The organism is Allobosea sp. 05L423, from assembly GCF_056397745.1.
The window spans coordinates 135,407-161,064 of record NZ_JBFTOA010000003.1 but is presented as its reverse complement, the minus strand read 5'-3'; the positions used below and the strand labels follow the sequence as shown (position 1 = coordinate 161,064).

The 25,658-nt window shown below is 65.9% G+C and carries 23 protein-coding genes; 11 read left to right on the top strand and 12 right to left on the bottom strand.

Annotated features, from left to right (window positions below):
• The first annotated feature begins 54 nt into the window (after positions 1-54).
• The 3 genes from AC1DNE_RS08885 to AC1DNE_RS08875 all read left to right on the top strand — a co-directional run bounded on the left by AC1DNE_RS08885 (position 55) and on the right by AC1DNE_RS08875 (position 2,263).
• Complete coding sequence (locus AC1DNE_RS08885; RefSeq protein WP_476841011.1) at positions 55-1,029, top strand: tripartite tricarboxylate transporter substrate-binding protein; 975 nt, start codon at positions 55-57, stop codon at positions 1,027-1,029.
• 239 nt (positions 1,030-1,268) lie between these two features.
• Positions 1,269-1,700 carry a DUF1236 domain-containing protein gene (locus AC1DNE_RS08880; RefSeq protein WP_441468807.1) on the top strand — a complete coding sequence of 144 codons (432 nt, stop codon included), beginning with the start codon at positions 1,269-1,271 and terminating at the stop codon, positions 1,698-1,700.
• A 137-nt stretch (positions 1,701-1,837) separates the two neighbouring features.
• The gene (locus tag AC1DNE_RS08875; RefSeq protein ID WP_441468808.1) at positions 1,838-2,263 is read left to right on the top strand and encodes a DUF1236 domain-containing protein; all 426 of its coding nucleotides are present in this window, start codon (positions 1,838-1,840) and stop codon (positions 2,261-2,263) included.
• A gap of 152 nt (positions 2,264-2,415) precedes the next feature.
• Here AC1DNE_RS08875 and upp read toward each other — a convergent pair whose 3' ends face one another.
• From upp to AC1DNE_RS08845, 6 genes are all read right to left on the bottom strand, one after another.
• The gene (gene upp / locus AC1DNE_RS08870) at positions 2,416-3,057 is read right to left on the bottom strand and encodes a uracil phosphoribosyltransferase (protein WP_441468809.1); all 642 of its coding nucleotides are present in this window, start codon (positions 3,055-3,057) and stop codon (positions 2,416-2,418) included.
• 40 nt (positions 3,058-3,097) lie between these two features.
• Positions 3,098-4,315 carry a URC4/urg3 family protein gene (locus AC1DNE_RS08865; RefSeq protein ID WP_476764903.1) on the bottom strand — a complete coding sequence of 406 codons (1,218 nt, stop codon included), beginning with the start codon at positions 4,313-4,315 and terminating at the stop codon, positions 3,098-3,100.
• A gap of 31 nt (positions 4,316-4,346) precedes the next feature.
• On the bottom strand, positions 4,347-5,609 hold the full coding sequence (locus AC1DNE_RS08860) for a GTP cyclohydrolase II (RefSeq protein ID WP_476764902.1): 1,263 nt from the start codon (positions 5,607-5,609) through the stop codon (positions 4,347-4,349).
• Positions 5,610-5,708: 99 nt separating this feature from the next.
• The gene (locus tag AC1DNE_RS08855) at positions 5,709-5,870 is read right to left on the bottom strand and encodes a Thivi_2564 family membrane protein (protein ID WP_091855869.1); all 162 of its coding nucleotides are present in this window, start codon (positions 5,868-5,870) and stop codon (positions 5,709-5,711) included.
• Positions 5,871-6,231: 361 nt separating this feature from the next.
• Positions 6,232-8,613, bottom strand: coding sequence for a glycine--tRNA ligase subunit beta (gene glyS / locus AC1DNE_RS08850; RefSeq protein ID WP_476764901.1), 2,382 nt, complete (start codon positions 8,611-8,613; stop codon positions 6,232-6,234).
• Positions 8,613-9,530: a glycine--tRNA ligase subunit alpha gene (locus AC1DNE_RS08845; protein WP_476841069.1), complete on the bottom strand. Its 918-nt coding sequence runs from the start codon at positions 9,528-9,530 to the stop codon at positions 8,613-8,615. The genes glyS and AC1DNE_RS08845 overlap by 1 nt, the downstream gene beginning before the upstream one ends.
• A gap of 255 nt (positions 9,531-9,785) precedes the next feature.
• On the opposite strand from AC1DNE_RS08845, the gene AC1DNE_RS08840 reads away from it, so the two are divergent.
• The 3 genes from AC1DNE_RS08840 (at position 9,786) to AC1DNE_RS08830 (ending at position 10,908) form a co-directional block, all read left to right on the top strand.
• Positions 9,786-10,055, top strand: a complete 270-nt coding sequence (locus AC1DNE_RS08840) for a hypothetical protein (RefSeq protein WP_441468813.1) — start codon at positions 9,786-9,788, stop codon at positions 10,053-10,055.
• Positions 10,056-10,187: 132 nt separating this feature from the next.
• Complete coding sequence (locus AC1DNE_RS08835) at positions 10,188-10,463, top strand: hypothetical protein (protein ID WP_441468814.1); 276 nt, start codon at positions 10,188-10,190, stop codon at positions 10,461-10,463.
• A 154-nt stretch (positions 10,464-10,617) separates the two neighbouring features.
• Entirely contained in the window at positions 10,618-10,908 is a 291-nt protein-coding gene (locus tag AC1DNE_RS08830; RefSeq protein WP_441468815.1) for a hypothetical protein, read from the top strand.
• A 65-nt stretch (positions 10,909-10,973) separates the two neighbouring features.
• Here the strand turns inward: AC1DNE_RS08830 and AC1DNE_RS08825 are convergent, their stop codons facing one another.
• Both AC1DNE_RS08825 and AC1DNE_RS08820 read right to left on the bottom strand, forming a co-directional pair.
• Positions 10,974-11,744, bottom strand: coding sequence for a tRNA1(Val) (adenine(37)-N6)-methyltransferase (locus AC1DNE_RS08825; protein WP_476764900.1), 771 nt, complete (start codon positions 11,742-11,744; stop codon positions 10,974-10,976).
• Positions 11,737-11,961, bottom strand: a complete 225-nt coding sequence (locus tag AC1DNE_RS08820; RefSeq protein ID WP_441468817.1) for a putative signal transducing protein — start codon at positions 11,959-11,961, stop codon at positions 11,737-11,739. Before AC1DNE_RS08820 ends, AC1DNE_RS08825 begins: the two co-directional genes overlap by 8 nt.
• Positions 11,962-12,101: 140 nt before the next feature.
• Here AC1DNE_RS08820 and AC1DNE_RS08815 point away from each other — a divergent pair, with 140 nt between their 5' ends.
• Complete coding sequence (locus AC1DNE_RS08815; RefSeq protein ID WP_441468818.1) at positions 12,102-13,118, top strand: polyprenyl synthetase family protein; 1,017 nt, start codon at positions 12,102-12,104, stop codon at positions 13,116-13,118.
• 17 nt (positions 13,119-13,135) lie between these two features.
• Here the strand turns inward: AC1DNE_RS08815 and AC1DNE_RS08810 are convergent, their stop codons facing one another.
• From AC1DNE_RS08810 to AC1DNE_RS08800, 3 genes are all read right to left on the bottom strand, one after another.
• The gene (locus AC1DNE_RS08810; RefSeq protein ID WP_476764899.1) at positions 13,136-14,005 is read right to left on the bottom strand and encodes a 4-(cytidine 5'-diphospho)-2-C-methyl-D-erythritol kinase; all 870 of its coding nucleotides are present in this window, start codon (positions 14,003-14,005) and stop codon (positions 13,136-13,138) included.
• Between the two features lie 36 nt (positions 14,006-14,041).
• Positions 14,042-15,808, bottom strand: coding sequence for a tetratricopeptide repeat protein (locus AC1DNE_RS08805; protein ID WP_476764898.1), 1,767 nt, complete (start codon positions 15,806-15,808; stop codon positions 14,042-14,044).
• Positions 15,809-16,245: 437 nt separating this feature from the next.
• The gene (locus AC1DNE_RS08800; RefSeq protein ID WP_476764897.1) at positions 16,246-17,925 is read right to left on the bottom strand and encodes an electron transfer flavoprotein-ubiquinone oxidoreductase; all 1,680 of its coding nucleotides are present in this window, start codon (positions 17,923-17,925) and stop codon (positions 16,246-16,248) included.
• Between the two features lie 174 nt (positions 17,926-18,099).
• Between AC1DNE_RS08800 and AC1DNE_RS08795 the strand changes: the two genes are divergently transcribed.
• Positions 18,100-18,924, top strand: a complete 825-nt coding sequence (locus tag AC1DNE_RS08795) for a uracil-DNA glycosylase (protein ID WP_476764896.1) — start codon at positions 18,100-18,102, stop codon at positions 18,922-18,924.
• Between the two features lie 270 nt (positions 18,925-19,194).
• On the opposite strand, the gene AC1DNE_RS08790 is transcribed toward AC1DNE_RS08795, so the two are convergent.
• Complete coding sequence (locus AC1DNE_RS08790; protein ID WP_476841010.1) at positions 19,195-20,913, bottom strand: arylsulfatase; 1,719 nt, start codon at positions 20,911-20,913, stop codon at positions 19,195-19,197.
• 721 nt (positions 20,914-21,634) lie between these two features.
• On the opposite strand from AC1DNE_RS08790, the gene AC1DNE_RS08785 reads away from it, so the two are divergent.
• From AC1DNE_RS08785 to cydB, 3 genes are all read left to right on the top strand, one after another.
• Positions 21,635-22,960, top strand: a complete 1,326-nt coding sequence (locus AC1DNE_RS08785; RefSeq protein WP_441468824.1) for an MFS transporter — start codon at positions 21,635-21,637, stop codon at positions 22,958-22,960.
• A gap of 244 nt (positions 22,961-23,204) precedes the next feature.
• On the top strand, positions 23,205-24,635 hold the full coding sequence (locus AC1DNE_RS08780; protein ID WP_476764893.1) for a cytochrome ubiquinol oxidase subunit I: 1,431 nt from the start codon (positions 23,205-23,207) through the stop codon (positions 24,633-24,635).
• 12 nt (positions 24,636-24,647) lie between these two features.
• Positions 24,648-25,652: a cytochrome d ubiquinol oxidase subunit II gene (gene cydB, locus AC1DNE_RS08775; RefSeq protein WP_441468826.1), complete on the top strand. Its 1,005-nt coding sequence runs from the start codon at positions 24,648-24,650 to the stop codon at positions 25,650-25,652.
• Positions 25,653-25,658 lie beyond the last annotated feature (6 nt).

Here is a 25,658-nt window from a genome sequence, read left to right as displayed (position 1 = left end):
CCACGGCGGCAATCCCTCCAATTTCGTTTCAAGCAATCTCTGGGAGGAATGCTGATGAAGAAGTTCGTTCTCGGCCTCGCCGCAGCTGCGGCGCTGGCCTTAACCGGTGGCGCACAGGCGCAGAGCTATCCGACGAAACCGATCACCATGATCGTACCCTTCGCGGCCGGCGGGCCGACCGACATCATCGCCCGCATCGTCGCCGATCACATGTCGAAGACTCTCGGCCAGCAGATCGTGATCGAGAACGTCGCTGGCGCCGGCGGCACCACCGGCATCGCGCGCGCCGTCACGGCCGCGCCCGACGGCTACACCATCGCGATGGGCCATCTCGGCACCTTCTCGGCGGCCCCCGCCACCTATCCCGGCCTGAAATACGACCCGATAAACGGCATGCAGACGATCGGTCTGGCCGGCGGGACGCCGATCCTGATCGTGGCGCGCAAGAATTTCGAGCCGAAAGACCTCAAGGAATTCGCCGCCTATGTGAAGGCGAACCCGGACAAGGTGAACGAAGCCCATGCCGGCCTCGGCTCGGTCTCCTGGACCACCTGCACCCTCCTCAAGGGCGTCCTCGGCACGCCGAAGATCAACGCCGTCGCCTATCGCGGCACCGGGCCTGCGCTGAACGATCTCGTTTCCGGTCAGGTCGACTTCATGTGCGACCAGATCGTCTCCGTCGCCGAGCAGGTCCGCGCCAACTCGATCAAGGCCTATGCCGTCGCCTCGGCGCAGCGCTCGCCGGCCCTGCCCGACGTGCCGACCACGAAGGAAGCCGGCCTGCCGGACTACCAGATCGAGGCCTGGAACGGGATCGCCGGCCCGAAGGGCATGCCGAAGGAGGCCGTCGACAAGCTGGTCGACGCGCTGAACAAGGCGCTCAACGACGAAGGCACCAAGAAGCRCCTGCTCGACCTCGGCACCGTTCTGCCGACGGCTGAGGAGCGCACCCCGGCAGGCTTCGCTGCTCTGATCAAGCGCGATGCCGACAAGCTGACGCCTGCGCTTTCGGCAGCCCCGAAGCAGTGAGATAAGGCCAATTCCATCGTCTTCGCGGCGGGCCTCGTGCCCGCCGTTTTCATTTCCAGCGAACATCCGCGCCCGGCGAGCGCCCCTCCGCCCCTCCGCAATGAACTGACAAGTCGTTGTTGCGCCTCATCTTCTCGACACTGATTGCAAACGTTAACATCTCGTGACCCCGTTTTTGGGGAACTGTTTCGGCTTGCTGCGGTTTTCCTTCCCGAAGTTCACTTCGAAAGGAGAACGTCATGCTCAAGAAGCTCGCTCTTGTTACCGTATTGACCATTACTCCGGCGATTGCCTTCGCCCAGAGCCAGCCTTCGGGCGGTGCGGTCGGCGGTGCGACCAGCGGTGCAGCTGCCGGCGCCGTCGGCGGCGCCGTGGTCGGCGGCCCTGTCGGAGCAGTTGTCGGCGGCGTCGGCGGCGCCGTGGTCGGCGCGATCGTCGGCGATGCTGCGGAGCCGCGCTTCCGCACCTATGTCGTCGAGCAGCGCGTCCCGTCCTATGCCTATGCCGAGCCGGTCGCGGTCGGCACGGTCTTGCCGGCGCAGGGCGTCGTCTATCACCGCGTACCGGCCGAGTACGGACCGTCCGCCTCGCGCTACAACTACACGGTGGTGAATGATCGCACGCTCATCGTCGAGCCGCAGACGCGCCGCGTGGTCCAGATCATCGAGTGACGCTCGTCTCTCGGCACAGAACGGCCCGCTCCAGCAACGGGGCGGGCCATTCTCGCTTTTGTGATCGTCGAGGCACGGAACTGCCGCAGAAGGCCCGCATTCTCGTACCGGGGCTAGGCAGATATCGGAGGTCGATCATGATCAAGCGGATTCTACTGGCTGCCGCTTTTGCAGCCATTCCCGCAACCGTTTTCGCACAGAGCATGGGACCTATCATCCGCGACCCCGCCAGCGGCGGCTTCACTCATGACCCGGCCCTCGTCGGCACCGAGACGAATATGATGCCGTTCGACGTATTCGCTCCGCCCCTCAGGCGGGATCCCGCCGGCGGTACGATGATCAACGACGACGCAGGGTTCCGGACGTATGTGATGGGACAGCATATGCGGTCGTATCGCTATGCAGAACCGATCGGGGTCGGCACCGTGCTACCGGCGCGGGGCGTGGTCTATCACAACGTGCCGGCGGCATATGGCGCGCCCGGCTATCGCTATACGATCGTGAACGGCGAAGCCGTCGTCGTCGAGCCGCGCACCCGCCGCGTGGTCGAAATCATCGAATGACGCTCGATCGCCGCGCGCCCCGTCGGACGCGATGGCGGCGATCCATCTATTTGTTGTCGCATCGGACTTTCCGAAAAGGGGATGCTGCTTTTCGGGCCGATGCCATAGGCGGCAAAGGCCCGTGCCAGTGACGGCATGGGCCTTTTCGGCGCTCAGCGCGTACCGAACATGCGATCGCCCGCATCCCCGAGACCCGGCATGATGTAGCCGTGCTCATTGAGGCGTTCGTCGATAGCGGCGGTCCAGATGCGGACATCGGGATGCGCGCTGCGCAGGTGAGCGATGCCCTCCGGCGCCGCCAGCAGGCAGACGAAGCGCAGATCCCGGGCGCCCCGCTCCTTGAGACGCTCGACCGCAGCCACGGCGGAATTGGCGGTGGCCAGCATCGGGTCCATCACCACGATCATGCGGTCGGCGATGTCCGACGGTGCCTTGAAATAGTACTCGACCGCCTGGAGCGTATCGGGATCGCGGTAGAGGCCGATATGGGCGACGCGCGCGGCCGGCACCAGCTCCAGCATGCCGTCGAGGAAGCCGACGCCCGCCCGCAGGATCGGCGCGAAGACCAGCTTCTTGCCGGCGATGACCGGCTGCATCGAGGTCGTCAGCGGCGTCTCGATCTCGATCATCTGGGTCGGCAGATCGCGCGTCACCTCATAGCAGAGCAGCATGCCGATCTCGTTGAGAAGCTGGCGGAAGCTCTTGGTGGAGCGGTCCTTCTGGCGCATCAGCGTCAGCTTGTGCTGGACCAGCGGGTGATCGACGACAGTGACGCCGTCCTGGCTCGAAGTCATACGCCGGCTACCCCTTTATCTCTCGCATCTTTGCTCACCGTCAAAATACCGTGCCATCGCTGACAATGGTCAAGGGCGGACCGCCATCCACACGCTTTTCACGCGCGATCCGCCGGCCCGCGGCCCAGGTCCCGCCTTCGAGCACCTTGGCAAGCGGCAAATCCTCGCGCGAGCGGCCGAGGCGCTTGCGGATCAAGAGGCCGATCTCGTCGAGCAACGCCACCGTCAGCGCCCGCCATTCGACGACCAGCGGCGATGCGACCTCATGCGACTTCGTTCGATCCGCCTCGTCCCTCAGCGCGATCACGCCGCTGTCGAGGAAGAGCCCGCCATTGCGATACTCGGGCAGGCCGGTGAGATCGTCGATGTCGATGACGGCAATGCCGGCCCATTGCAGCGGCTCGATCAACGAGTAGGTCAGCCATTGCGACAATTTGTGGAAAGGTACGAGCCCTTCCGTCACCTCGCCGGGCGCGATCAGGGGGTGACGCCAGGTATCGCCGAGCGCGACGCCGGCGAGCGTCAGGCGCGAAGGCCAGATGCCACCGAAGGTCGCGAGCACCTCGCCGAGCATATGCGCGGCTCGCAGCGTGCCGGTGTCGGCGGCGGCTTCGAAACGATCGAAGAGTTCGCCGGGGCGCGACAGGCCCTGCTTTTCCAGTTCCTCGCCGAGGCGGTTAAGCAGGGCGGCACGCCCTTCGAGCGCGAGCAGCGGATTGTCCGGCCCCGCCTGGAAGCCGCGCGCCAGCGTCGCCGCATCGAGGTGCTTCAGCCCGGCCGCATCGGCGCGCAGCGGATCGGCCGGATCGCTGGAGAACAGGCCGGCGGCGAACATGTCGAGCGAAGCGAGCGCCAGACCTTCGGAACGGCCGATCTCGCGGCCCGTCGCGGCGTCGCGATAGCGCCAGTCCTGACCGGCACCGGCATCGAGCAGGACGCTGACCACGGCAAGATCATAGGCGGCGCGGCCACGGGCCGCCGGGTCCGGGAAGCCCCTCGCCTGATCGAGTCGCTGCCAGCGATCATCGCCTGCGACCACGAAATGGCGCCAGCGCGCATGGAAGGGGATCTCGAGCGTGGGATAATTCGCGCGGATGGTTTCCAGCACGTAGTCGGCGCAGGCTTCCAGCCGCTCGGGCTGGACGCTGAAATGGAAAAGCTTGCCGGCGAGCCCCAACTCGAGCATCTCCCGCGCACGCTCACGCACGGCGGCAGGTTTCAACAGGGCGCGGAACGCCTCGGAATCGCGGTCAGGCATCGTCAACTCGGGGGACGTGAGCGGGGCGGGATCAGAACTTGTCGAGGTCACGGCCGACCGTGGCCTTGAGCGCATTGTCGCCGGGCGTGCCTTCCGGCGAATAATAGCCGGCGGCCTTCTTGGCCTCGATCTCGACCGAGGCGTCGGGTGGAATCAATTCGGGCGGGATGGCGACGCGCTCGCCGATGGTAATGCCGCTCTCGACCATGGCGTCGTACTTCATGTTCGACATCGACATCAGCCGGTCGATATGGGTGACGCCGAGCCAATGCAGCACATCCGGCATGAGCTGCTGGAAACGGGCATCCTGTACGCCGGCGACGCATTCGGTGCGCTCGAAATAGGTCGCGGCGGAATCGCCGCCCTCCTGGCGCTTGCGGGCGTTGTAGACGAGGAACTTCGTGACTTCGCCGAGCGCCCGGCCCTCCTTGCGGTTGTAGACGATCAGCCCGACGCCGCCGCTCTGCGCCTCCCGCACGCATTCCTCGATGCCGTGGATGAGGTAGGGCCGGCAGGTGCAGATGTCCGAACCGAAGACGTCCGAACCGTTGCACTCGTCATGGACGCGGCAGGCGATGCGTGTTTTGCGGTCGGCAAGGCCGGAGACCTCGCCCATGACATAGGCGGTGATCGAGCCGATCGGCGGCAGAAAGACCTTGAGGTCCGGCCGTGTGACCAATTCGGGATACATGCCGCCCGTCTGCTCGAAGAGCGTGCGGCGCAATTCGTTCTCCGTCGTGCCGAAGCGCTCGGCGATGCCGGGCAGGTACCAGACCGGGTCGACCGCGATCTTGGTGACGGAAATGTCGCCGGAGGGATGCAGGATGTTCCCGTCAGCCGCCAGCCGGTGCGCGGCCATGGCCGCGAGAATCTCGGGCAGGTTGAGCCTGGCCTTGGTGATGGCAATCGAGGGGCGGATGTCGATCCCCTCGCTGATCAACTTGCCGAAATCCTGCGCCACCGTATGGCCGAAAGGATCGAGCGAGACGATCTTCCTGGGATCGGCCCATTGCGGCTGCGGCGCGATCTCGGCCGTTGGGTAGGTGTTGGTGAGGTCCGGGCGCTGCGAGGGGTTCATCGCGCGGGCCGAGATCGCCAGCGCACGGTAGACCGAATAGGAGCCGCCATGAGCGCCGATGACGTTGCGGTCGCCCGGGTTGGTGGTCGAGGCGATGATCGGGCCGCGTTCGGCGGCGGTGGCTGCGCCCCATCGGATCGGAAAGCGAACGGCGGCGCTGCCGGGCTCGGGATGGGAGGTCAGCCTGATGTGGCCGGTACGGTTCGGCGCGTTCATGGTCTTGCCCTGAAACAGGAAAGGGCCCCGAGACGGGAGCGTCCGGGGCCCTCTGGACCTATTCAAGTCTGTACCAGCGCGCGGGCGCCGTCAATCGCCTTAGAAAACAGCGAGATAGCGCAGCAGCGAGATGATGCCGATCACGATCACGATGATCTGCACGACGTTCTTGATCTGCCCGTCAAGCGGCAGCATCCGCACGAGATAGAGCACGAGGCCGATGACGAGAACGGTGATCAGCAACGAGATCAGAATGGACATGCTTTCAGCCTTTTATCTCGGCCGGTGGCCGGCCCCCCGGGAGCCCTGCCGCGACGGATTCGCGACCTGTCAGCCCCCGCGGACAGAACGTCGCAGGGTGGGAATAGGTTCCGGTGAGGGGTTTGCCGGCGAAGGGGCGGGCGGGCTCGCCAGGGTAGCGCCCACCGTCATGGTCGGGCTTGTCCCGACCATCCAGGTCTTCCTCCGTCGAAACCGTCAAGACGTGGATGCTCGCCACAAGGGCGAGCATGACGCGCGCCCCTCATTCTCGGGCGGAGCACAGCGTAGACCCGAGAATCTCAGGATCAGAAGGCGCTGGTTTCCGAGATGCTCGGGTCAAGCCCGAGCATGACGGCGGGCGTCAGCCCGCGATGCGATCGAAATCCGCGACCGCGCGGGTCGCCTGGCGCAGCTGGTTGAGCAGCTTCAGGCGGTTGGCGCGCTGGGCCGGATCGGGATCGTTGACCGTGACCTTGTCGAAGAAGGCATCGACCGCCGGGCGCAATTCGGCGAGCGCCGCCATGGCGCCCTCATAGTCCTCGGCGGCGACGGCGGCCTCGGCCTTCGGCGTCGCCTGCGCCAGCGCTACGGCGAGCGCCTTCTCCTCGATGAGGCCGGCGGCGGCGATGAGGTGCAGGTCCGGCGCGCCAGCAAAGGCGCCCTCCCCGTCCTTCTTCTCCTCGGCCTTGAGGATGTTGGCGGCGCGCTTGTAACCCGCGAGCAGATTCTTGCCGTCCTCGGTGTCGAGGAAGCGGCCGAGGGCGGCGACGCGGCGGGTGATGAGGAGGAGGTCGTCGTTATCCGACGGGCCTTCGCCGATCACCGCATCAACGAGATCATGCCGCGCGCCCTGTTCGCGAAGCATGACCTTCAGGCGGTCGTGGAAGAAGGAGAGGAGATCGGCTGCAACTTCCTTGGGTCGGCGAAAAGCCCATTTCTCACCCAATACAATCTGCATTTTGCTGCCGGACGGGTCTGTAGAAAGTCTGTTGGTCCCGAACTGAATTCGGTCGATGTAAAACGAGCTATTCGACGCGGCAGCCTTTGCGACCTCACGCTGAGAACCGACTTCTGGGAAGTCTTCAGAGTGCCAGCCTAACATGAAGCGATCAGGCTGTAGTGCGGCCACGAACAAGCTCTCGATAACCTGCCCGACATAGGCGACAGGGCTAAAGCGCACTCCATTCTCAACCACCAACCGGATCACACCCAGGGCCGCTCGCCTCAGCGCGTAGGGGTCCTTGCTGCCGGTCGGCTTCTCGTCGATGGCCCAGAAGCCGACGAGCGTGTCGAGCTTGTCGGCCAGCGCCACCGCGACCGAGACCGGATCGGCCGGGACGCGGTCGGATGGGCCGAGCGGCTTGTAGTGCTCCTCGACCGCAGCAGCGACCGAAGCGTCCTCGCCCTGCAGCTCGGCATATTTCCGGCCCATCAGGCCCTGCAATTCCGGGAACTCGCCGACCATCTCGGTCGGCAGGTCGGCCTTGGCGAGCTTGGCGGCGCGCTCGGCCTTCTCGGGATCGGCACCGACGATGGGCGCCAGCTCCCTGGCCAGCGCAGCGATACGCTGGACGCGCTCGCCTTGCGTGCCGAGCTTGGCGTGGAAGACGACGCCGAGCTTGTCGAGCTTGGCCATGCGCTGGTCGAGCGGCTTGGCCAGATCGAGACCGAGCTTTGCAGCGCTCTCTTCGAAGGTGCCAAGGTCCGGCAGCGAGCCTCGGTCGGTCTGCCAGAAATAGGCGGCGTCCGAGAGGCGGGCACGCACGACGCGGCCGTTGCCGGCGGTGATCGCCACGCCGCCATCGCTGGCGAGGAGGTTCGAGACCAGGATGAAGCGATTGGCAAGATCGCCTGTCGCGGGGTCGCGCAGCACGAAGCATTTCTGGTTGGCGCGGATGGTGGCGCGGATCGCCTCGCCGGGAATGTCGAGGAAGCGTTCCTCGAAGGAGCCCATCAGCACGACCGGCCATTCGACGAGGCCGGCGACCTCCTCCAGCAGCCCCTCATCCTCGACGAGATCGAGTCCCTGCGCGAAGGCGAGGTTGCGGGCGTCGGTGAGGATGATCTCCTTGCGGCGGTCGGCGTCGAGCACGACCTTCGCCTTCTCCAGCGAAGTCACATAGTCGTCGAGCCGTTTCACCGTGATCGGGCCGGGCGCGTGGAAGCGGTGGCCATGGGTGACGTTGCCCGAGACGATGCCGTCGACTTCGAAGGGCACGATTTCCGGGTCCTCGGTCTCGGCGCCGAAGGTGCAGAGGATCGAGTGCAGCGGACGCACCCAGCGCAGGCTGGCGCCGGCGGCCGAGGCCTTGCCCCAGCGCATCGATTTCGGCCAGGGGAAGGAGCGGATCACGGCCGGGACGATCTCGGCGATCGCCTGAACGGTCTCCTGCCCGGGCTTCTCGATGATGGCGACGTAGCTGTCGCCCTTCTTCGGATCGCTGACGATGGTTGCCTGATCGAGCGAGGTCAGCCCTGCCGCCTTGAGGAAGCCCTGCACGGCGGCATCGGGCGCGCCGACGCGCGGACCTTTTCGTTCCTCGCGCACGTCGCGGCCGCGCACGGGCAGGCCGGCGATGTGCAGCGTGAGGCGGCGCGGCGTCGCGAAGGCCTTGGCGCCCTCATAGACGAGACCGCGCTCGACCAGCGCGTCGGTGACGAGCTTCTTGAGGTCCTCGCCGGCCTTGCGCTGCATGCGCGCGGGAATTTCTTCCGAGAACAGTTCGAGCAGAAGATCGGGCATCACGCAGCTCCCCCGCCGGCGGTCTTCAGCCAGGCCGCGCCGCAGGCCTTGGCGAGTTCACGCACGCGCAGGATGTAGCTCTGCCGCTCGGTGACCGAGATCACGCCGCGCGCGTCGAGCAGGTTGAAGATGTGGCTCGCCTTGATGCACTGGTCATAAGCCGGCAGGGCGAGCTGGTGGCGAGGCTGGTTGGCGCCGGAAGCCGGCTCGCCGGCTGCGAGCAGCGCCTTGCACTCGGCCTCCGCATCCGAGAAATGCCGAAACAGCATCTCGGTATTGGCATGCTCGAAATTGTGCCGCGAATATTCCTGCTCGGCCTGCAGGAAGACGTCGCCATAGGAGATGCGGTCCTCGCCATCGAGGCCATTGAAGTTGAGGTCGTAGACGTTCTCAACGCCCTGAACATACATCGCCAGCCGCTCGAGCCCGTAGGTCAGTTCGCCCGCGACCGGCGCGCATTCGACGCCCGCGACCTGCTGAAAGTAAGTGAACTGGCTGACTTCCATGCCGTCGCACCAGCATTCCCAGCCGAGGCCCCAGGCGCCGAGCGTCGGGCTCTCCCAGTCGTCCTCGACGAAGCGCACGTCATGCAGGCCGAGATCGACGCCGATCGCCCTGAGCGAGTCGAGATAGAGCTGCTGCAGGTCCGGCGGCGACGGCTTCAGGATGACCTGGAACTGGTAGTAATGCTGCAGGCGGTTGGGGTTCTCGCCGTAACGACCATCCTTGGGGCGGCGCGAGGGCTGGACATAGGCCGCCTTCCATGGCTTCGGCCCGAGCGCGCGCAGCGTCGTCGCCGGATGGAAGGTGCCGGCGCCAACCTCCATGTCGTAGGGCTGGAGCACCACGCAACCTCGCTCGGCCCAGAAGCGCTGCAGCGTCAGCAACAGCCCCTGGAAGGAGCGGTTCGGGTCCATCGCCGGGGAGGAAGCCGGGATGGTGGAAAGCGAGTGTGGCACGGGGGCGGACAAATGCCTGCAACCTTCCAATAACAAAGGAATGGCGGTGATTAGGGTTCGGGCCAGCCATGGTCAAGCGCGGGCCGGAACCGGAACCGGACAGATTTCGTTCATACCCGGTCTGCTAACCACGAGACGACCGCATGGTCCGCAATGTTCGGGGGCGAGCATTTGATGGCGGGCCAGCGGCTGGATTAACAAAGGAGTACGCCCATGTTGACAACCCGCATCATTGCCGCCGCCTTCGGCGCAGCAACCTTGCTCGGTGCCGCCATGAGCAGCGCCCCGGCCTCCGCAGCCCCGATTTCGGCCGGTTCGGCCCTGGGTGCGGGCGCCGAGACCGGTCTCGTCCAGCAGGCCTGGCACCGGGGTCGCCCGCATTACGGCCCGGGCCGCCCGCATGCTCGTCGCTGCTGGACCGAAACCCGCCGCGTCTGGAACGGCCACCGCTGGATCGTGCGCCAGCACCGCGTCTGCCGCTAAGCCGGCCACCCGCCTCGATGAAGGCAAGCTGAACGGCGCGGTTTCGCGCCGTTCAGGTGAAACGGCCCAAGTTCCTTGTAGGGACGACAAGTCGTCCATCGGCACGGCCGATGGCTATCGATGGAGAACACGATGTTCCGGACAACGCTTCTCGCGGCTGCCGTGACAGGCGCGCTTGGCGGCTTCGCCATGATGGCCGCCCCGGCCTCGGCCGCTCCGATCGCAGCTCCGGCCGGGCAGACTGCGCAAGCCGGCCAGGGCCTAATCGAGCAGGCTCAATACTACTATCGCGGCCCGCGCCGCTATTATGGCCCGCGCCCCTACTACCGTCCGCGCTGTTTCTGGTCGGAACGCCGCGTGTGGAACGGCTGGCGCTGGGTGATCCGCCCTGTACGGGTCTGCCGCTGAGGCTGACGCATTGCGGCCATGATTGGCCGCTCAATGAAGGCTGGCTGAACGGCGCGGTTTCGCGCCGTTCAGGTTAAGGGGGATAGTTTCCCCTCCCATGGACGGCGTTGGTCACCGCAAGCCATGACCGCCGACGCCATCGCAGGAGGATATCATGTTCAAGACGATGCTTCTCTCCGCCGTGACGGTCGGCACGCTGGGCGTTGCAGCCCTGAGCGCCGCCCCGGCCTCCGCCGCGCCGGTCGCGGCTGCGCCGCTGGTCGATGCTGCCGGCGGCATGGTGCAGCAGGCCCAGTACTATTACGGCCCGCGCCGCTATTACGGCCCGCCGCGCCCCTATTACGGCCCGCGCTACTACGGCCCGCGCCGCTACTATGGTCCGCGCTACTACGCCCCGCCGCCGCCTCCGCCGCTCTTCGCGCCGCCGCCGCGCTACTACTGGTAAGCCGCCAGGTCACCGCTATCGCATCGGATTATTCCGAAAAGTGGATTCCACTTTTCGGTCCGATGCTAAAGGCGCGCCTGCCCGCGATGCACGGCCTCGCTCTCCGCCGTGAAGCGGCCGTCGAGCCCGTTGATCACGAAGGCCGGCAACAGCTCTGCCGGCCTTCTGCTGTTCAGCACCGCCGTGACGACAACCCGAATCGCCGGCCTGTCGGCGACGCCATGGACGGGCCGGATCGTGACAGTGCCGAAGCCTGAGCCCAGGCCCGCAAGCAGATCCGGCAGCGCCTCGGCCCGATGGATGATCGCGAGCAGGCCGCCGGGCTTCAGTGCCCGCCGCGCGGCACGCAGCCAGGGCTCGAGATCGCCCTCCGCCACATGAGCCGCCCGGCGGTTGGGCGTCGGCGAGGCGCGCGTTCCACCCTGCGGATAGAAGGGCGGGTTCATCGCGACCGCATCGAAGGAAGCCGGCTTCAGGCCCGCCGATTCCAGTTGCGCCGACGGCGCGGTGACATCGGCCGCGATGACAATCCCGCGACCGGCCATGCCGTTCAGCGCGATGTTCTGCCTCGCCAAGGTCGCCAGTTCGGGATCGCGCTCCAGCAATGCGAAGCGCAAGGCAGGGCGCAACAGCGCAGCAGCGAGCCCCACCGTCCCTACGCCCGCGCCGATATCGAGGAGCGTTCCGCCATCGAGCTCGGGCAGCGCCGCCGCGAGCAGGATGGCGTCGGTGCCGGCGCGGTGGCCCTTGCGCGGCTGGTGGAGGCGAAGCCGGCCGTCGAGCAGCCGATCCTCGACGATTTCGCCCAACGCAAGCGGCGTTTTCACCTCACTCATCGCGCAGCTCGGCTCCGTAACCGGCTTCGATCAGAAGAGCCCGCGCCCGGCGCTTGTCCGCGGCGCGCACCAGCAGCCGGCGTGGAAAGGCGCCGGTCATGCCCTCCAGGGCGCTCATATGCTGGTCCGCGATCAGGCAATCCAGCCCGGCTGATTCCAGCAGGGCCTCGACGGCGCCGAGCAGGATGAGGTCGTTGGTGCGCATGAGTTCGTGCATCGCCCCATGGAGCCCGACCCGCCCCCTTCGCGCAAGCTGCGGCGTCGCGACGGTTTGCAGGGGGCTGGCGTCCCATGCAACGGTTGTGGCATGGCTGCGGGGCGTCGCCCTGGCGCGAGAATCTGATCCGGAGTGCTTCAGTGGGTGTCGTCGTCTCCCTCGAGGAACGGGAATCGAATCAGGCGAGCATCGAGCCGCTAGTCGCGCTGGCGCGCGCCGACATGGAGCGGGTCAATGCGATGATCCTGTCGCGCACCGGCTCCGAGGTCACGATGATCCCGGAGGTCGCGAACCATCTGATCTCCTCGGGCGGCAAGCGCCTGCGGCCGATGCTGACGCTCGCCATGGCCGATCTCTGCGGCTACCGGGGCGAAGGCCACGTCAAGCTCGCGGCGTCCGTCGAGTTCATGCACACCGCGACACTGCTGCATGACGACGTCGTCGACGAGAGCGACATGCGCCGCGGCAAGCTCGCCGCACGCATGCTCTGGGGCAACGAGGCGAGCGTGCTCGTCGGCGATTTCCTGCTGGGCCAGGCCTTCAAAATGATGGTCGAGGTCGGCTCGCTCAGGGCGCTCGACATTCTCTCCACGGCCGCGGCGGTGATCGCCGAGGGCGAGGTTCTGCAGCTCTCCGTCGCCAAGAACACCGAGACGACCGAGGACGAGTATCTCTCGGTCATCCGCGGCAAGACGGCGGAGCTCTTCGCCGCCGCCTGCGAGGTCGGCCCGGTGATCGCCAATTCCTCAAAGGCGGACGCCGCCGCCTGCCGCAGCTACGGGCTCAATCTCGGCATCGCCTTCCAGCTCATCGACGACGCGCTGGACTATGGCGGCGTCGCGGCGAAGCTCGGCAAGAACACCGGCGACGATTTCCGCGAGGGCAAAATCACCCTGCCCGTCGTGCTCTCCTTCCGCCGCGGCGACGAGGCGGAGCGCGCCTTCTGGAAGCGCACCCTTCAGGACGGCGAAATTCGCGACGGCGATCTGGAAGAAGCGCAAGCGATCATGCGTCGGCACAAGGCGCTGGACGACACCATCGCGCGCGCCGAACACTATGCCCGCATGGCCAAGGATGCGCTCGGCCTGTTCCCGGCCTCGCCGATGAAGCAGGCGCTCAACGCCGCCGTCGATTTCTGCGTGGCGCGGGCACACTGAAGCCGCGCCGGCGCGGCTCAACGCAGCAGCGTCGGCTTCACCCACCAGTCCGGACGAGCCTTCGCCAGCGCGCGCGCAGCCTCGGCGCTGGCCGAGCAATCGTCGAACAGCGCAAAGCAGGTCGCGCCCGACCCGGACATGCGCGCAAGCCGGCAGCCCGGCAAGCCGGCCAGCCGCTCCACCACCTCGTCGATCGCCGGTGCGACACGCCGGGCAGCCGCCGCCAGATCGTTCTGGGAGGCGGCGAGCGCCTCGAAGAACTCCCCTCTCGGCACCAAATCAGGCGCGGTACGCGAGACTGTCTTTTTTTGCCCCGGCTCCAGCCCCAGGGTGCGAAAGACCGCGACCGTCTCGACCGCCACGCCTGGATTGGCCAGCACGGCGAAAAGCGGCGGCAGGTGCAGCACCGGCCCGAGCCGCTCGCCGACGCCGGCCATCAGCCGCGCCCGCGAATCAAGGCAGACCGGCACGTCGGCGCCGACTTTCGCGGCGACGCCCAGCAGAGCCTGATCGGTTTGAGCAATGCCGTTCAGGCGCGCGACCAGACGCAGCGCCGCGGCCGCGTCAGCCGAACCGCCACCGATTCCCGAAGCGACGGGCAGTCGCTTGACGAGATGGAAGCGCCCCAGACGCAGGCCGGGACGGACTGTCGCGAGCGCGCGCGCAGCACGCAGGACGAGGTTGTCGTCCTCGGCAGACAGCCCCGCCGCGCGCGGACCGGCGAGGGACAGAGAGAGCGGCGCATCCGGCTCCAGCGTCAGCTCATCCCCGACCCCGGCGAAGGCCACCAGGCTTTCGAGCTCGTGATAGCCGTCCTCGCGCCGGCCCAGGACCCGCAGGTCGAGATTGACCTTGGCGCGCGCGCGCGTCGTCAGCGGTAGAGCCACAGCCGCTCCCGGTTCAGCCCAGCGCGGTGATCAGCGTCAGCCGCCGTCCTTCTTGGCCTCGTCGACCACATTGGCCGAAGGATCTTCCAGCCCGCGCTCGATCTTGCGCTGGATCTTCTCGAGATCCTCGGGCTCGGGCTTGAGATCGCGGGCATGGTTCCACTGATACTTCGCCTCGAGCTGGCGGCCCGTGCGCCAATAGACATCGCCGAGATGGTCGTTGATCACCGGGTCCGAGGGGCGCAGCTCAGCCGCGCGCTCGATCTCGCGAGCGGCATCCTCGTAACGGCCGAGCCGGTAATAGGCCCAGCCGAGCGAGTCGATGATGTAACCGTCGCGTGGGCGCAACTCGACGGCGCGGCGCAACATGCTCAGCCCCTCGTCGAGCTTGAGGTGCTTGTCGACCAGCGAATAGCCGAGATAGTTCAGCACCAGCGCGCGCTCGCGGCCGAGAGGATCGGGCAGCAATTCCAGCGCCTTGCGCAGATCGGCCTCGGCCTCCGGCCACCGGTTGATACGTTCCCGGGCGATGCCGCGGAAATAGTAGAGATCCCAGTTGGCGCGGCCGGGCGAGGCGAGCTTGTCGATGGCCTTGTCGTAGGCGGCGGCCGCCTCGGCGAACTGCTTGCGCGAGCGATAGATATTGCCCAGCGCGGCGAGCGCGTCGACATCGTCCGGCCGTTCCGCGATGACCTTCTGCAGGTGCTTCACGGCCTCGTCGGGCTTGCCAAGGTTCTCCAGCGCGAGGCCCGCCTGGATCTCGGCGTTCGAGCGCAGCGGCGAGGAGGCTGGCATCTTGTCATAGACCGCGACCGCATCCTCGGGCTGGCGAGCCCGCTCCAGGATGTCGCCCAGCGTCAGGATGGCGAGGTCATGACCGGGATCCAGATAGATCGCCATGCGCAGGTAGAGGAGAGCAGCGGCCTCGTCGCCCTGGCGATTGCCGGCGCTGGCGAGCCCGTAGAGCACCTCGGCCGCGCCCTGCTGCGGCGTCTGGATCTGGCGCGGCGGCGCCTCCTTCTTCGAAACCAGCGACATTCCTTCGCGGATGATCGGGTGGTTGGGCAGCAGCCGGTCGAAATCGGCGTAGGTCGCAGCCGCGCCGGCATAGTCGCCGCTGCGGGCCTGGAAGCGCGCCCAGAGATCAACGAGGCGCAACGTCGTCTTCTCGGCGTCGTAGGCGGCCTTCAGCCGCTTTTCGGCCTCCGCCTTGCGCCCGGCGGCGTCGAGAATCAGGCCGGCATGATAGTCGCGGAAGAGGTTGTAGGAAGGCTCGCCCTTCAGACGCTCCAGCGTCTCGATGGCGCGTTTGGAGTTGCCGGATCCAAGATAGGACCAGGCGGAAAGGAGCGTGGCCGTGATGTCGGCCGCCCGGCCGCGACCGCCGCGCTGGAGATGATTGCGGGCGGTCTGGTAGCTCTTCTGCTTGATCGAGCGGATGCCGATGACAAGCTGCGCCAGGCCATTGCTCGGATCCTGCTGGATCAGCTTGTCGGCAGCGCGGAAGGCGTCAGGCATGGCGCCGTCGGCGAGAAAGGCGACGAAAGCGCGCTCCAGCAACTCGCTGTTGCGCGGGTCTTCCCGCACGGCTTCGCGCAGATAAACCGAGGCCGCGCCGAGATCGCGCGAGGCGCCCGCCACGATGGCGGCAAGATAATTCCCTTCGAGGCTGTCGGCCGGCTCCAGCGAATCAGACGAACGCGGCGCGGTCGCTCCCTGGGCCGCGGCGGCCACCGGCAGAACCATCAACAACGACAAGGCAGCAGCCGTACCGGAGGCACGCACCTTCTTCAGAAATGTCACGACTGCTCTTCTCCCTCGGTCCGCCGCCCAATGCTCCGGGCGCTCATTCGGCGGACCGTGATGGCTCGCGTAGGCCGCCAAGATGGCGGTTTCCGGGCGAGCCGGCAAGCGGGGCTCAGCGCGAATGCGGCGGCTTCGTAGCGGCGGCGCAACAGTCCCAACGAACCCGTTTTCCCCGCAGGGTTCAGCGAGAAAACATTGGTCATCGGCAAAGGATACCGAGTCTATATTTCGTCTGCTCGCAGTGCACGCAGCAACATTATGGGGATCGTTCCAATGAAGAAGATTGTTCTGAGCTTTGCCGCAGTCACTCTTCTCGTCGGCTTCGCCAAGGACGAGCCGAAGCCGAGGCTCCGGTCGTGCGCAATGGCTGACAGCCTTTTCCAAAAGACTAAAGGGCGCGCCTCCCGGCGCACCCTTTTTCCTGAATCAGCCGATCACATATTCGCGTAGCCGGGCCCGCCGCCGCCTTCCGGCACCGTCCAGGTGATGTTCTGGGCCGGGTCCTTGATGTCGCAGGTCTTGCAGTGGACGCAGTTCTGCGCGTTGATCACGAAGCGCGGATTGCTCTTCGTCTCGGCATTCTCGTAGACGACCTCGTAAACGCCCGCCGGGCAGTAGAGCCGCGCCGGCTCGCCGTAAACCGGCAGGTTCTTCCCGATCGGGATCGAGGGGTCGGTGAGCTTCAGATGCGCCGGCTGATCCTCCTCGTGATTGGTCGAGGAGAGGAAGACCGAGGACAGCTTGTCGAAGGAGATCTTGCCGTCCGGCTTCGGATAGGTGATCGGCTCGACCTCGGCGAGCGGCTTCAGCGTCGCGTAGTCCGGCTTACCGTGCTTCAGCGTGCCGAAGGGCGACCAGCCGAAGAGCTGGTTCAGCCACATGTCGATGCCGCCGAGCCCGATGCCGACCAGCGTGCCGAACTTCGACCAGAGCGGCTTGACGTTGCGGACGAGCTTCAGGTCCTTGCCGATGGCGCTGTCGCGCCAGCTCGTCTCGATCTCGACGACCTCGTCATGGCTGCGGCCGGCCTGCAGCGCCGGGACGAGCTTCTCCGCCGCAAGCATGCCGGATAGCACGGCGTTGTGGCTGCCCTTGATGCGGGGAACGTTGACGAAGCCGGCGGCGCAGCCGATCAGCGCACCGCCCGGGAAGGTCAGCTTCGGCACCGACTGGAAGCCGCCCTCGGTGATGGCGCGCGAGCCATAGGCGATGCGCTTGCCGCCCTCGAAGGTGTCGCGGATCAGCGGGTGGGTCTTGAAGCGCTGGAATTCGTCGAAGGGCGAGAGCGTCGGATTCTGATAGTTCAGATGCACGACGAAGCCGACGGAAACCAGATTATCGTCGAAATGGTAAAGGAAGGAGCCGCCGCCGGTGCTGTTGTCGAGCGGCCAGCCGAAGGAGTGCTGGACGCGGCCCTTGTGGAACTTCTCGGGCTTGACCTGCCAGAGCTCCTTGAGGCCGATGCCGTATTTCTGCGGCTCGCGGCCGGCGTCCAAACCAAACTTCTTGATCGCGATCTTTGAAAGCGAGCCGCGCGCGCCCTCGCCCAGCAACGTATAGCGGCCGCGCAATTCCATGCCGCGGGTGAAGCGCTCGGAGACTGTGCCGTCCTTGGCGATGCCCATGTCACCGGTGGCGATGCCGGCGACCGAGCCGTCCTCGTTAAAGAGCAGCTCCGCGGCGGCGAAGCCCGGGTAGATTTCGACGCCGAACGCCTCGGCGCGGGCGGCCAGGAACTTCGCCACCAGCCCGAGCGAGCCGACGAAGTTGCCGTGATTGTTCATCAGCGAGGGCATGCCGAAATTCGGCAGGCGGATGCCGTTCGGCTGGGTGAGGAAATAGAAGACGTCTTCCTTGACCTCTGTGGTCAGTGGGCGGTCGGGATCGTCGCGCCAATCCGGCACGAGGCGGTCGAGGCCGATCGGATCGATGACGGCGCCGGAGAGAATGTGAGCGCCGACCTCGGCCCCCTTCTCGACCACGACGACCGAGATGTTCTCGTCGAGCTGCTTCAGCCGGATCGCAGCCGCCAGACCCGCAGGGCCCGCGCCGACGATGACGACGTCATAGTCCATGCTCTCGCGCGGTTCGCTCTGCGCTTCCTTGAGATCCATCCTGCCCTCCGCCTTGGCAACCCGCATCGCGCGATTAGTTTATATATGAACTGTTTCGCCGACTCGTTCAACGCTCGGCTTCCATCCAGTCTGGAACCCCTCTATCCAAGCGCCCGTTCCATTTTGCAACTGCGTTGGCTCGCGAAGCGGCTTTGCAGCGTATAGGATGCGCGGATGAGCCTGTCCGATACAGTCGGCCCCGACGCGCCAGACCCTTACGAGCTTTTGAGCTGGTACGCCGAGATGGGCGTGACCGAGGCGCTCGACGAGACGCCGCGCAATCATTTCGCCGAACCGCCCCCCTCCGCCGGCGCCGGCCAGCCGCGCCTGCGCCCGCTGCCGGGCCGACCGGCCGCCCCTGCCCGGCCGATCGCGGCGGCAGCCACCGCGCCTGACGACGCGACAGTCAGCGCTCGTGCGCTCGCCCGCGAGGCACGCACGCTCGACGAGTTGAAGGAAGCGCTCGCCAAGTTCGAAGGCTGCGCCCTGAAGGCGACGGCCAAGAACCTCGTCTTCGCGGACGGCAACCCGCAGGGACGGGTGATGATGGTCGGCGAAGCCCCCGGTGCCGACGAGGATCGGCTCGGCTTCCCCTTCGTCGGCCGTTCCGGCCAATTGCTCGACCGGATGCTGGCGGCGATCGGGCTCAGCCGCCAGAACGACGTCTACATCGCCAACCTCCTGCCCTGGCGGCCGCCGGGCAACCGCACGCCGACGCCGCAGGAGGTCGCGATCTGCCTGCCCTTCATCCAGCGCCAGATCGAGCTCGCCGACCCCGACATCCTGGTCTGCGTCGGCGGCCCCTCCGCGCAGGGGCTGCTCGGCTTCAGCGGCATCCTGCGCTCGCGCGGACAATGGGTGGAGTACGACACCGGCTCCCGGCGCATCCGCGCCATCGCGACGCTGCACCCGGCCTATCTGCTGCGGCAGCCGCTGCAGAAGCGCCTCGCCTGGCGCGACCTGCGCGCCCTCAAGGCCGCGCTTGCGGCAGGCTCCTAGAACCGAAGCCAGGCCTCCAGATTGGCGGTGGTGGGCGGGCAAGCGGAAATCTCGTTTCGGTCCTGCTTCGAACCGTCAGTGAGCGGCAGCGGCCCCCGAGCCCATAGTCCTGCCGCGGCTGCTGGTTTGCCGGTGGTGCGAGATCGATCCTCAGCGGCCATCCCTAAACACCGCGCGTATTCTGGATGACCTCGCACCGACTGGCGGGCGGCCCTGTCCGAGCCGCCCGCCGCGATGAGCCTCACTTCCTGCAGTCTGCCATGGCCATCCTTACTTGGCCATCGCCGCTTGGGCGGCCTGGATTTTCGCCTTCACGGCATCAAGATTGAAGCTTGCGCCCTTCTGCATCGGCGGGAACTCGATCGCCGTCATGGCCAGCTTCTCGACCTGGTCCTGCACGAATACGAAGCGCCAGAATTCGTATTTGAACCACTGGAAGTATTCCTGCGATCCGGACTTGGTACCGTTTTCCGGCCAGCCCGTGCGCTCGAACGGATCGAGGCGAAGGTTGGTCAGATAGGGCACGTCCGCCTTGGTCTTGTCGCCGAGCCAGCCGTCGGGCTGGTCGATGAAACGATACTTGTAGTCGCCGATACGCACCGCTCCGAGCTCGCTTTCCCCGAAGTACCAGATCTCGTTTCGGTTCGACGGGCCCTTGCCGGTGATCAGATCCATCTGATTGTAGCCGTCCAGATAGACCTTGTAGGTGCGGTCACCGATTTGCTTACCCTTTTTCAGCTCCTCGGCGATGTTCGGGTTGCCGGCCGCGGCCAGCAATGTCGGGAACCAGTCGAGCCCGGAAACGATGCCGTTCTCGACCTTGCCCGCCGGCACCTTGCCCGGCCAACGGATCATCGCCGGTGCACGGAACCCGCCTTCCATGATCGTGCCCTTGCTCTGCRCAAATGGCGTCTGTCCACCGTCCGGCCAGGTGAACGCCTCGGTGCCGTTGTCGGTGGTGAAGATGACGATGGTGTTGTCATCCACGCCCATGTCCTTGAGCTTCTTCATCACCAGGCCGACGTCGTCGTCGAGCTGAGCCATGCCGGCTTCGTGAATGCTCCAGCCGTTGGTCGAGTTCCGCATCGCCTCGTATTTGGGCGACAGATGCGTGACGATGTGCATGCGTGTCGGATTGAGCCAGAGGAAGAACGGCTTGTTGTCCGCCTTGGCCTTGTCGAGGAACCTGAAGGAAAGGTCGCGGATTTCATCATCCACGGTTTCCATGCGCTTCGGGCACAGTTCGCCCGCGTCCGCGATCGACTGCTTGCCGACCTTGCCCCAACGCGGATCGACCGTCGGGTCGTCGTTGGTCGTCGCGAACGTGTGAAGCATGTTGCGAGGCCCGACCTGCGACCTGAGGTTCTGCGGGTAGTTCGGATGGCAGGGGTCTTCCATCGCATCGAGGTGATAGAGATAGCCGAAGAACTCGTCGAAGCCGTGCACCGTCGGCAGAAATTCGTTCTTGTCGCCAAGGTGGTTCTTGCCGAACTGGCCGGTGGCGTAGCCCATGCCCTTAAGCGCGGTGGCGATCGTCACGGCTTGGGCAGGCAAGCCGATGGGTGCTCCCGCTTGTCCTACCGTGGTCATCCCGGTGCGGATCGGCAGCTCGCCGGTGATGAAGTTGGCGCGTCCGGCCGTGCAGCTCGCCTCGGCATAGTAGTCGGTGAACAGCATGCCCTCGGCAGCAAGCTTGTCGAGATTCGGCGTGCGGCCCGCCATCATGCCGCGGTGGTATGCGCCGATGTTCCAGATGCCGATGTCGTCGCCCATGATGACGACGATGTTGGGCCGTTGCTGCTGCGCGGGCGGCTGAGCAGGCGCTTGCGCGATTGCCGGGCCGGCCAAGGCCAGCGATATCAGCGCTGCCGTGCCGAGCAGCGCGGCGCTGGATCGCGCGCGCCAACCGTTCAATGCTTGTTGCAGGCCTTCTCGAGTGGTCGTCGGTATTCCGTTCGGTTCACAACTAGATACCATGTGACCCTCCAATACTTGGCAGACCCCATTCCCCAAAGACATGCGCGAGCGACTTCTCGCCGAATGCGGCGAGAACCGATTTCGTCGTACGAAATTAATCGGTTAGCTAACGCAAGCAGTATTGGCCTGCGGACCCGTCGGAAGGCTTCAACATTCCAGGCAGAAAAAATTGAACGGATGCTTCAGACCGTCTTGGATGCTATCCCAGCTCGCACGCTCGTGGCCAGCATAATCTCAGGAAATCTCGATGCAGAACGGAATTGAAAGATGCGAGATGACGGCCGCCGAGTCGCGTTTGCAGTCGCGGCGCCCGGACCGGGCCTGCCAAACCAGCGATCACCAAGCGTCCTGAGCGGGATCAGAGGCCGTTAGCGACGATGGGCAGGCCGGAATGGCGCGGAGAGCATTGGAAACCGGCCATCTCCGGGGCGACCGCTTTACCTTAAGGCATCCCCGGCGTGAATGCCTCAAGACCGCAACCACCTCCGCGTCATCGGGAACGAAAGCGAAGCAACCCGGAAGGGCTCGCGCCGTAGCCCCTGGATTGCTTCGCGTTGACGCTGCTCGCAATGCCGGTGGCCTCCGCCGGGAACCACGGGACGGTCGATCAACTTGAAGCGATTGCCCAACCGCCAGCGCTTGAGAAAATGGCCATTTCCGACAATTTGCGATATAATATTGTTTGATTTTGCAGCGGCCTGCGCAGCGGACCATCGATGCTTGGAGGCTGACCATGGCAGCCATCGATTTTGGCGTCGGCACGTTGTCCGAAGAAGAGCATGGCAGGCAACTTCGACGTGCCATCGTCGCAAGCACGATCGGGACCGCGATCGAATGGTATGATTTCTTCCTCTACAGCACGGTGACCGGCCTGGTCTTCGCCCGGCTGTTCTTCCCGCGATCGGAGCCGCTCGTCGGCACGCTGGAGGCCTTCGCCATCTATGCGGTCGGTTTTCTCGCCCGGCCAGTCGGCGCGGCGATCTTCGGCCATTATGGCGATCGCGTCGGCCGCAAATCGACGCTCATCGCCACGCTCATGCTGATGGGAATCGCGACCTTCCTCGTCGGACTCGTCCCGACCTACGAGAGCATCGGCATCTGGGGCGCAATCATCCTGACGGTGTTGCGCTTCGTCCAGGGCGTCGGGGTCGGCGGCGAATGGGGCGGTTCCGTACTACTCTCGATGGAATGGGCGCGGACATCCAACCATCGCGGCTTCATCGCGTCCTGGCCGCAGTTCGGCGTGCCTTGCGGCCTCTTCCTCGCCAATCTCGCGGTCCTCGCCTTCAGCTGGCTCTCCGGCGATCAATTCCTGACCTGGGGCTGGCGGGTTCCATTCCTGCTGAGCCTCGTGCTCGTCGCGATCGGCCTCTGGATCCGGCTCGGCATCATGGAAACGCCGATATTCCGCAGGCTCGTCGCCGAAAACAAGGTTGAGCGCGCGCCGATGCTGGAGGTGGTTCGGCGCCAGCCCAGGGAGATTCTGCTCTGCGCGCTCCTGCGCATGGCGGAGCAGGCGCCCTTCTACATCTTCACCGCCTTCGTCTTCGCCTATGGCGTCGGGACACTGAAGGTCTCGCGCGACTTTCTGCTCGTCGCCGTGCTGGCGGGCTCGATCCTGTCGTTCGTTTCGATCCCACTCTTCGGTCACATCTCCGATCTGATCGGACGCAGGCGCATGTATATGATCGGCGCCGCAGCTACCGGCGCCTTCGGCTTCATCTATTTCGGGATGCTGAATACCGGCTCGGCGGCGATGATCTTCCTCGCCATCGTCATCTCGCTCGTGCCGCATGACATGATGTATGGACCGCAGGCGGCGCTGATCGCGGAATCCTTCACCGGGCGCCTGCGCTATAGCGGCGCCTCGCTCGGCTACCAGCTCGCCTCGGTGATCGCCGGCGGCCCGGCTCCGCTCATCGCCGCCTGGCTGTTCGCCAAGTATGGGACGGCCTATGCGATCTCGTTCTACATCCTCGCCTGCGCCGTGCTCAGCCTGATCGCGACGGCGCTGATGACGGACTACACCGGCAAGGATATCGAGGGCGAATACGAGTAGCGCGAGGTCCCCGCAGGGGCGAGAGGGGCATTCCGTTTCGAGCAAGCGGGCGCGGAGCCTGGCGCCCATCCGTCACCGGCGGAGGCTGTGGATTTTCCGCCCCTGCGACAACGCGGCCCGGCGCCTGCGACATTGCCGCGCCTCGCCGGGCTTCGAATTTGACTAATCTGGGCAAGAGCGACGATGCTGCCTCAGAAGAGTCGTTTCGAGCCGCCCCAAGGCGGCAGCCGGCCGGAGCCTTGCGATGGAACTCGACGCTTTTCTGCTTTCGCGCATTCAATTCGCCTTCACCGTTTCCTTCCACATCGTTTTTCCCGCCTTCACCATCGGGCTTTCCGCCTATATCGCGACGCTGCTCGGCCTCTGGCTGAAGACCGGCGATCAGAAGTTCCACCTGCTCGCCCGGTTCTGGACCAAGATCTTCGCGGTCTCCTTCGCGATGGGCGTGGTCTCGGGCATCGTGCTGTCCTACCAGTTCGGCACCAACTGGAGCCGGTTCTCGACCGCGGTCGGCAATGTCGTGGGGCCGCTGATCGGCTACGAGGTGCTCTCGGCCTTCTTCCTCGAAGCCTCCTTCCTCGGCGTGATGCTGTTCGGCTGGAAGCGGGTGCCGGCCTGGCTGCACTTCACCTCGGCGCTGATCGTCGCGGGCGGCACGGCACTCTCGGGCTTCTGGATCCTCTCGGCCAATAGCTGGATGCAGTATCCGGCTGGACATGAGGTGCGCGACGGCATCGCCTATCCGGTCGACTGGGTGAAGATCGTCTTCAATCCGACATTCCCGCTGCGTTTCGCCCATATGATGACCGCGGCCTATCTGACGACCGCCTTCGTCGTGCTGGCGACCGGCGCACGTCATCTGCTCGCCGGGCACCGCACCGAATCGGCCAAGACGATGGTGCGGATGGCGATCCTGATGATAGCGCTGACCGCGCCGCTGCAGGCGGTGATCGGCGATTTCCACGGCCGCGACACCGCGACCTACCAGCCGGCGAAGCTGGCCGCGATCGAGGCGCACTGGGATTCCTCGAAGCCCGGCGCTCTCGTGCTCTTCGCCTGGCCCGACGAGAAGGCCGAACTCAACCGGTTCGAGATCTCGATCCCCGGCGTCGCCAGCCTCGTCACCCATGGCAGCATGAACGCGCTCTTCCCGAGCCTGAAGGATTTCGCCGTGCAGGACCGGCCGCCGGTCCTGATCCCCTTCTTCGCCTTCCGCTCGATGGTGGGCATCGGCATGCTGATGATCCTGTTCGGCTGGATCGGCGCCTGGCTCTGGCGCAAGGGCACGGTGTTCGAATCGCGGCGCTGGCTCTGGATCGCGCAGTATTCCTGGCCCGCCGGCTTCCTCGCCATCCTGTCGGGCTGGTTCGTCACCGAGGTCGGCCGCCAGCCCTGGCTGGCGACGGGCATCATCCGCTCGGCCGATGCAGTCTCGCCGGTCACGGCGACGCAGGTCGCGATCTCGCTCATCCTGTTCGTCTGCGTCTATTCGGTGGTGTTCACGGCCGGCATCCTCCTGATCAACCGCCTGATCGACAAGGGACCGGACGAAATCGGCGGCGCAGACGCTCCCGAGCAGCCCTCGAAACGCACGCTCAAGGCCGTGCAGGGGGAGGCCGCCACGATTTTCGGCGACGGCCGCCCCAGCGACGACAAGATCCAGCCGGCGATCTGAGGAGCCACGACGATGGAATGGTATCTTCCGGTCATCTGGGCCGTGCTGATCGGCACCGCCGTGATGCTCTACGTCGTGCTCGACGGCTTCGACCTCGGCATCGCCATCCTGTTCCCGACGACGAAGGACGAAGGCGAGCGCGACCAGATGATGAACTCGGTCGCCCCGTTCTGGGACGGCAACGAGACCTGGCTGGTACTGGGCGGCGGCGGCCTCTGGGTCGCCTTCCCGCAGGCCTATGCCATCATCATGCCGGCCTTCTACATCCCGATCACGCTGATGCTGCTGGCGCTGATCTTCCGCGGCGTCGCCTTCGAATTCCGCTGGGTCGCCAAGCCGCACCATCGGCGCTGGGACTTTGCCTTCTGGCTGGGCTCGACCGTCGCCGCCTTCTCGCAGGGCCTTGTGCTCGGCGGGCTGATTCAGGGCGTCACCGTCAAGAACGGCCAGTTCGCCGGCGGCCCGCTCGACTGGCTGACGCCCTTCACGGTGATGTGCGGCGCCGGTGTGATCGTCGGCTACGCCCTGCTCGGCGCGACCTGGCTGCTCTACAAGACAGACGGCCCGGTCGCCGAACGGGCGCGGCGGCAGGCGAAGACATTGCTGCTGGGATTGCTGGCCTTCGCGGTGCTGGTCTCGCTGTGGACACCCTATGCGCATCCGCGCATCGCCGAGCGCTGGTTCACCCCGGCCAATCTCGTCTGGCTCTGGCCCTTCCCGGTGCTGACGGCGCTCTGCGGCTATCTCGCCTGGCGGCGGCTCCATGGCGCGCATGAGTTCACGCCCTTCGCGCTGACGGTCGCGATTTTCCTGCTCTGCTTCCTGGGGCTGTCGATCTCGAACTTCCCCTATCTGGTTCCGCCCGGCGTCACGATCTGGGATGCCGCGGCGGCGCCCTCCTCCCATATCTTCGTGCTGATCGGCGTCTCGTTCCTGCTGCCGATGATCCTGTTCTACACCGCCTTCGTGTACTGGACCTTCCGCGGCAAGGTCAGGGCCGACAGCGGCTATCACTAGGCAAGC

Excerpts from the sequence above, each read along its gene's own strand:
- AC1DNE_RS08880 (WP_441468807.1), top strand. The coding sequence starts at position 1,269 with ATGCTCAAGAAGCTCGCTCTTGTTACCGTATTGACCATTACTCCGGCG.
- AC1DNE_RS08875 (WP_441468808.1), top strand. The coding sequence starts at position 1,838 with ATGATCAAGCGGATTCTACTGGCTGCCGCTTTTGCAGCCATTCCCGCA.
- upp (WP_441468809.1), bottom strand. The coding sequence starts at position 3,057 with ATGACTTCGAGCCAGGACGGCGTCACTGTCGTCGATCACCCGCTGGTC.
- AC1DNE_RS08865 (WP_476764903.1), bottom strand. The coding sequence starts at position 4,315 with ATGCCTGACCGCGATTCCGAGGCGTTCCGCGCCCTGTTGAAACCTGCC.
- AC1DNE_RS08860 (WP_476764902.1), bottom strand. The coding sequence starts at position 5,609 with ATGAACGCGCCGAACCGTACCGGCCACATCAGGCTGACCTCCCATCCC.
- AC1DNE_RS08855 (WP_091855869.1), bottom strand. The coding sequence starts at position 5,870 with ATGTCCATTCTGATCTCGTTGCTGATCACCGTTCTCGTCATCGGCCTC.
- glyS (WP_476764901.1), bottom strand. The coding sequence starts at position 8,613 with ATGCCCGATCTTCTGCTCGAACTGTTCTCGGAAGAAATTCCCGCGCGC.
- AC1DNE_RS08845 (WP_476841069.1), bottom strand. The coding sequence starts at position 9,530 with ATGGACCCGAACCGCTCCTTCCAGGGGCTGTTGCTGACGCTGCAGCGC.
- AC1DNE_RS08840 (WP_441468813.1), top strand. The coding sequence starts at position 9,786 with ATGTTGACAACCCGCATCATTGCCGCCGCCTTCGGCGCAGCAACCTTG.
- AC1DNE_RS08835 (WP_441468814.1), top strand. The coding sequence starts at position 10,188 with ATGTTCCGGACAACGCTTCTCGCGGCTGCCGTGACAGGCGCGCTTGGC.
- AC1DNE_RS08830 (WP_441468815.1), top strand. The coding sequence starts at position 10,618 with ATGTTCAAGACGATGCTTCTCTCCGCCGTGACGGTCGGCACGCTGGGC.
- AC1DNE_RS08825 (WP_476764900.1), bottom strand. The coding sequence starts at position 11,744 with ATGAGTGAGGTGAAAACGCCGCTTGCGTTGGGCGAAATCGTCGAGGAT.
- AC1DNE_RS08820 (WP_441468817.1), bottom strand. The coding sequence starts at position 11,961 with ATGCACGAACTCATGCGCACCAACGACCTCATCCTGCTCGGCGCCGTC.
- AC1DNE_RS08800 (WP_476764897.1), bottom strand. The coding sequence starts at position 17,925 with ATGGATCTCAAGGAAGCGCAGAGCGAACCGCGCGAGAGCATGGACTAT.
- AC1DNE_RS08795 (WP_476764896.1), top strand. The coding sequence starts at position 18,100 with ATGAGCCTGTCCGATACAGTCGGCCCCGACGCGCCAGACCCTTACGAG.
- AC1DNE_RS08785 (WP_441468824.1), top strand. The coding sequence starts at position 21,635 with ATGGCAGCCATCGATTTTGGCGTCGGCACGTTGTCCGAAGAAGAGCAT.
- AC1DNE_RS08780 (WP_476764893.1), top strand. The coding sequence starts at position 23,205 with ATGGAACTCGACGCTTTTCTGCTTTCGCGCATTCAATTCGCCTTCACC.
- cydB (WP_441468826.1), top strand. The coding sequence starts at position 24,648 with ATGGAATGGTATCTTCCGGTCATCTGGGCCGTGCTGATCGGCACCGCC.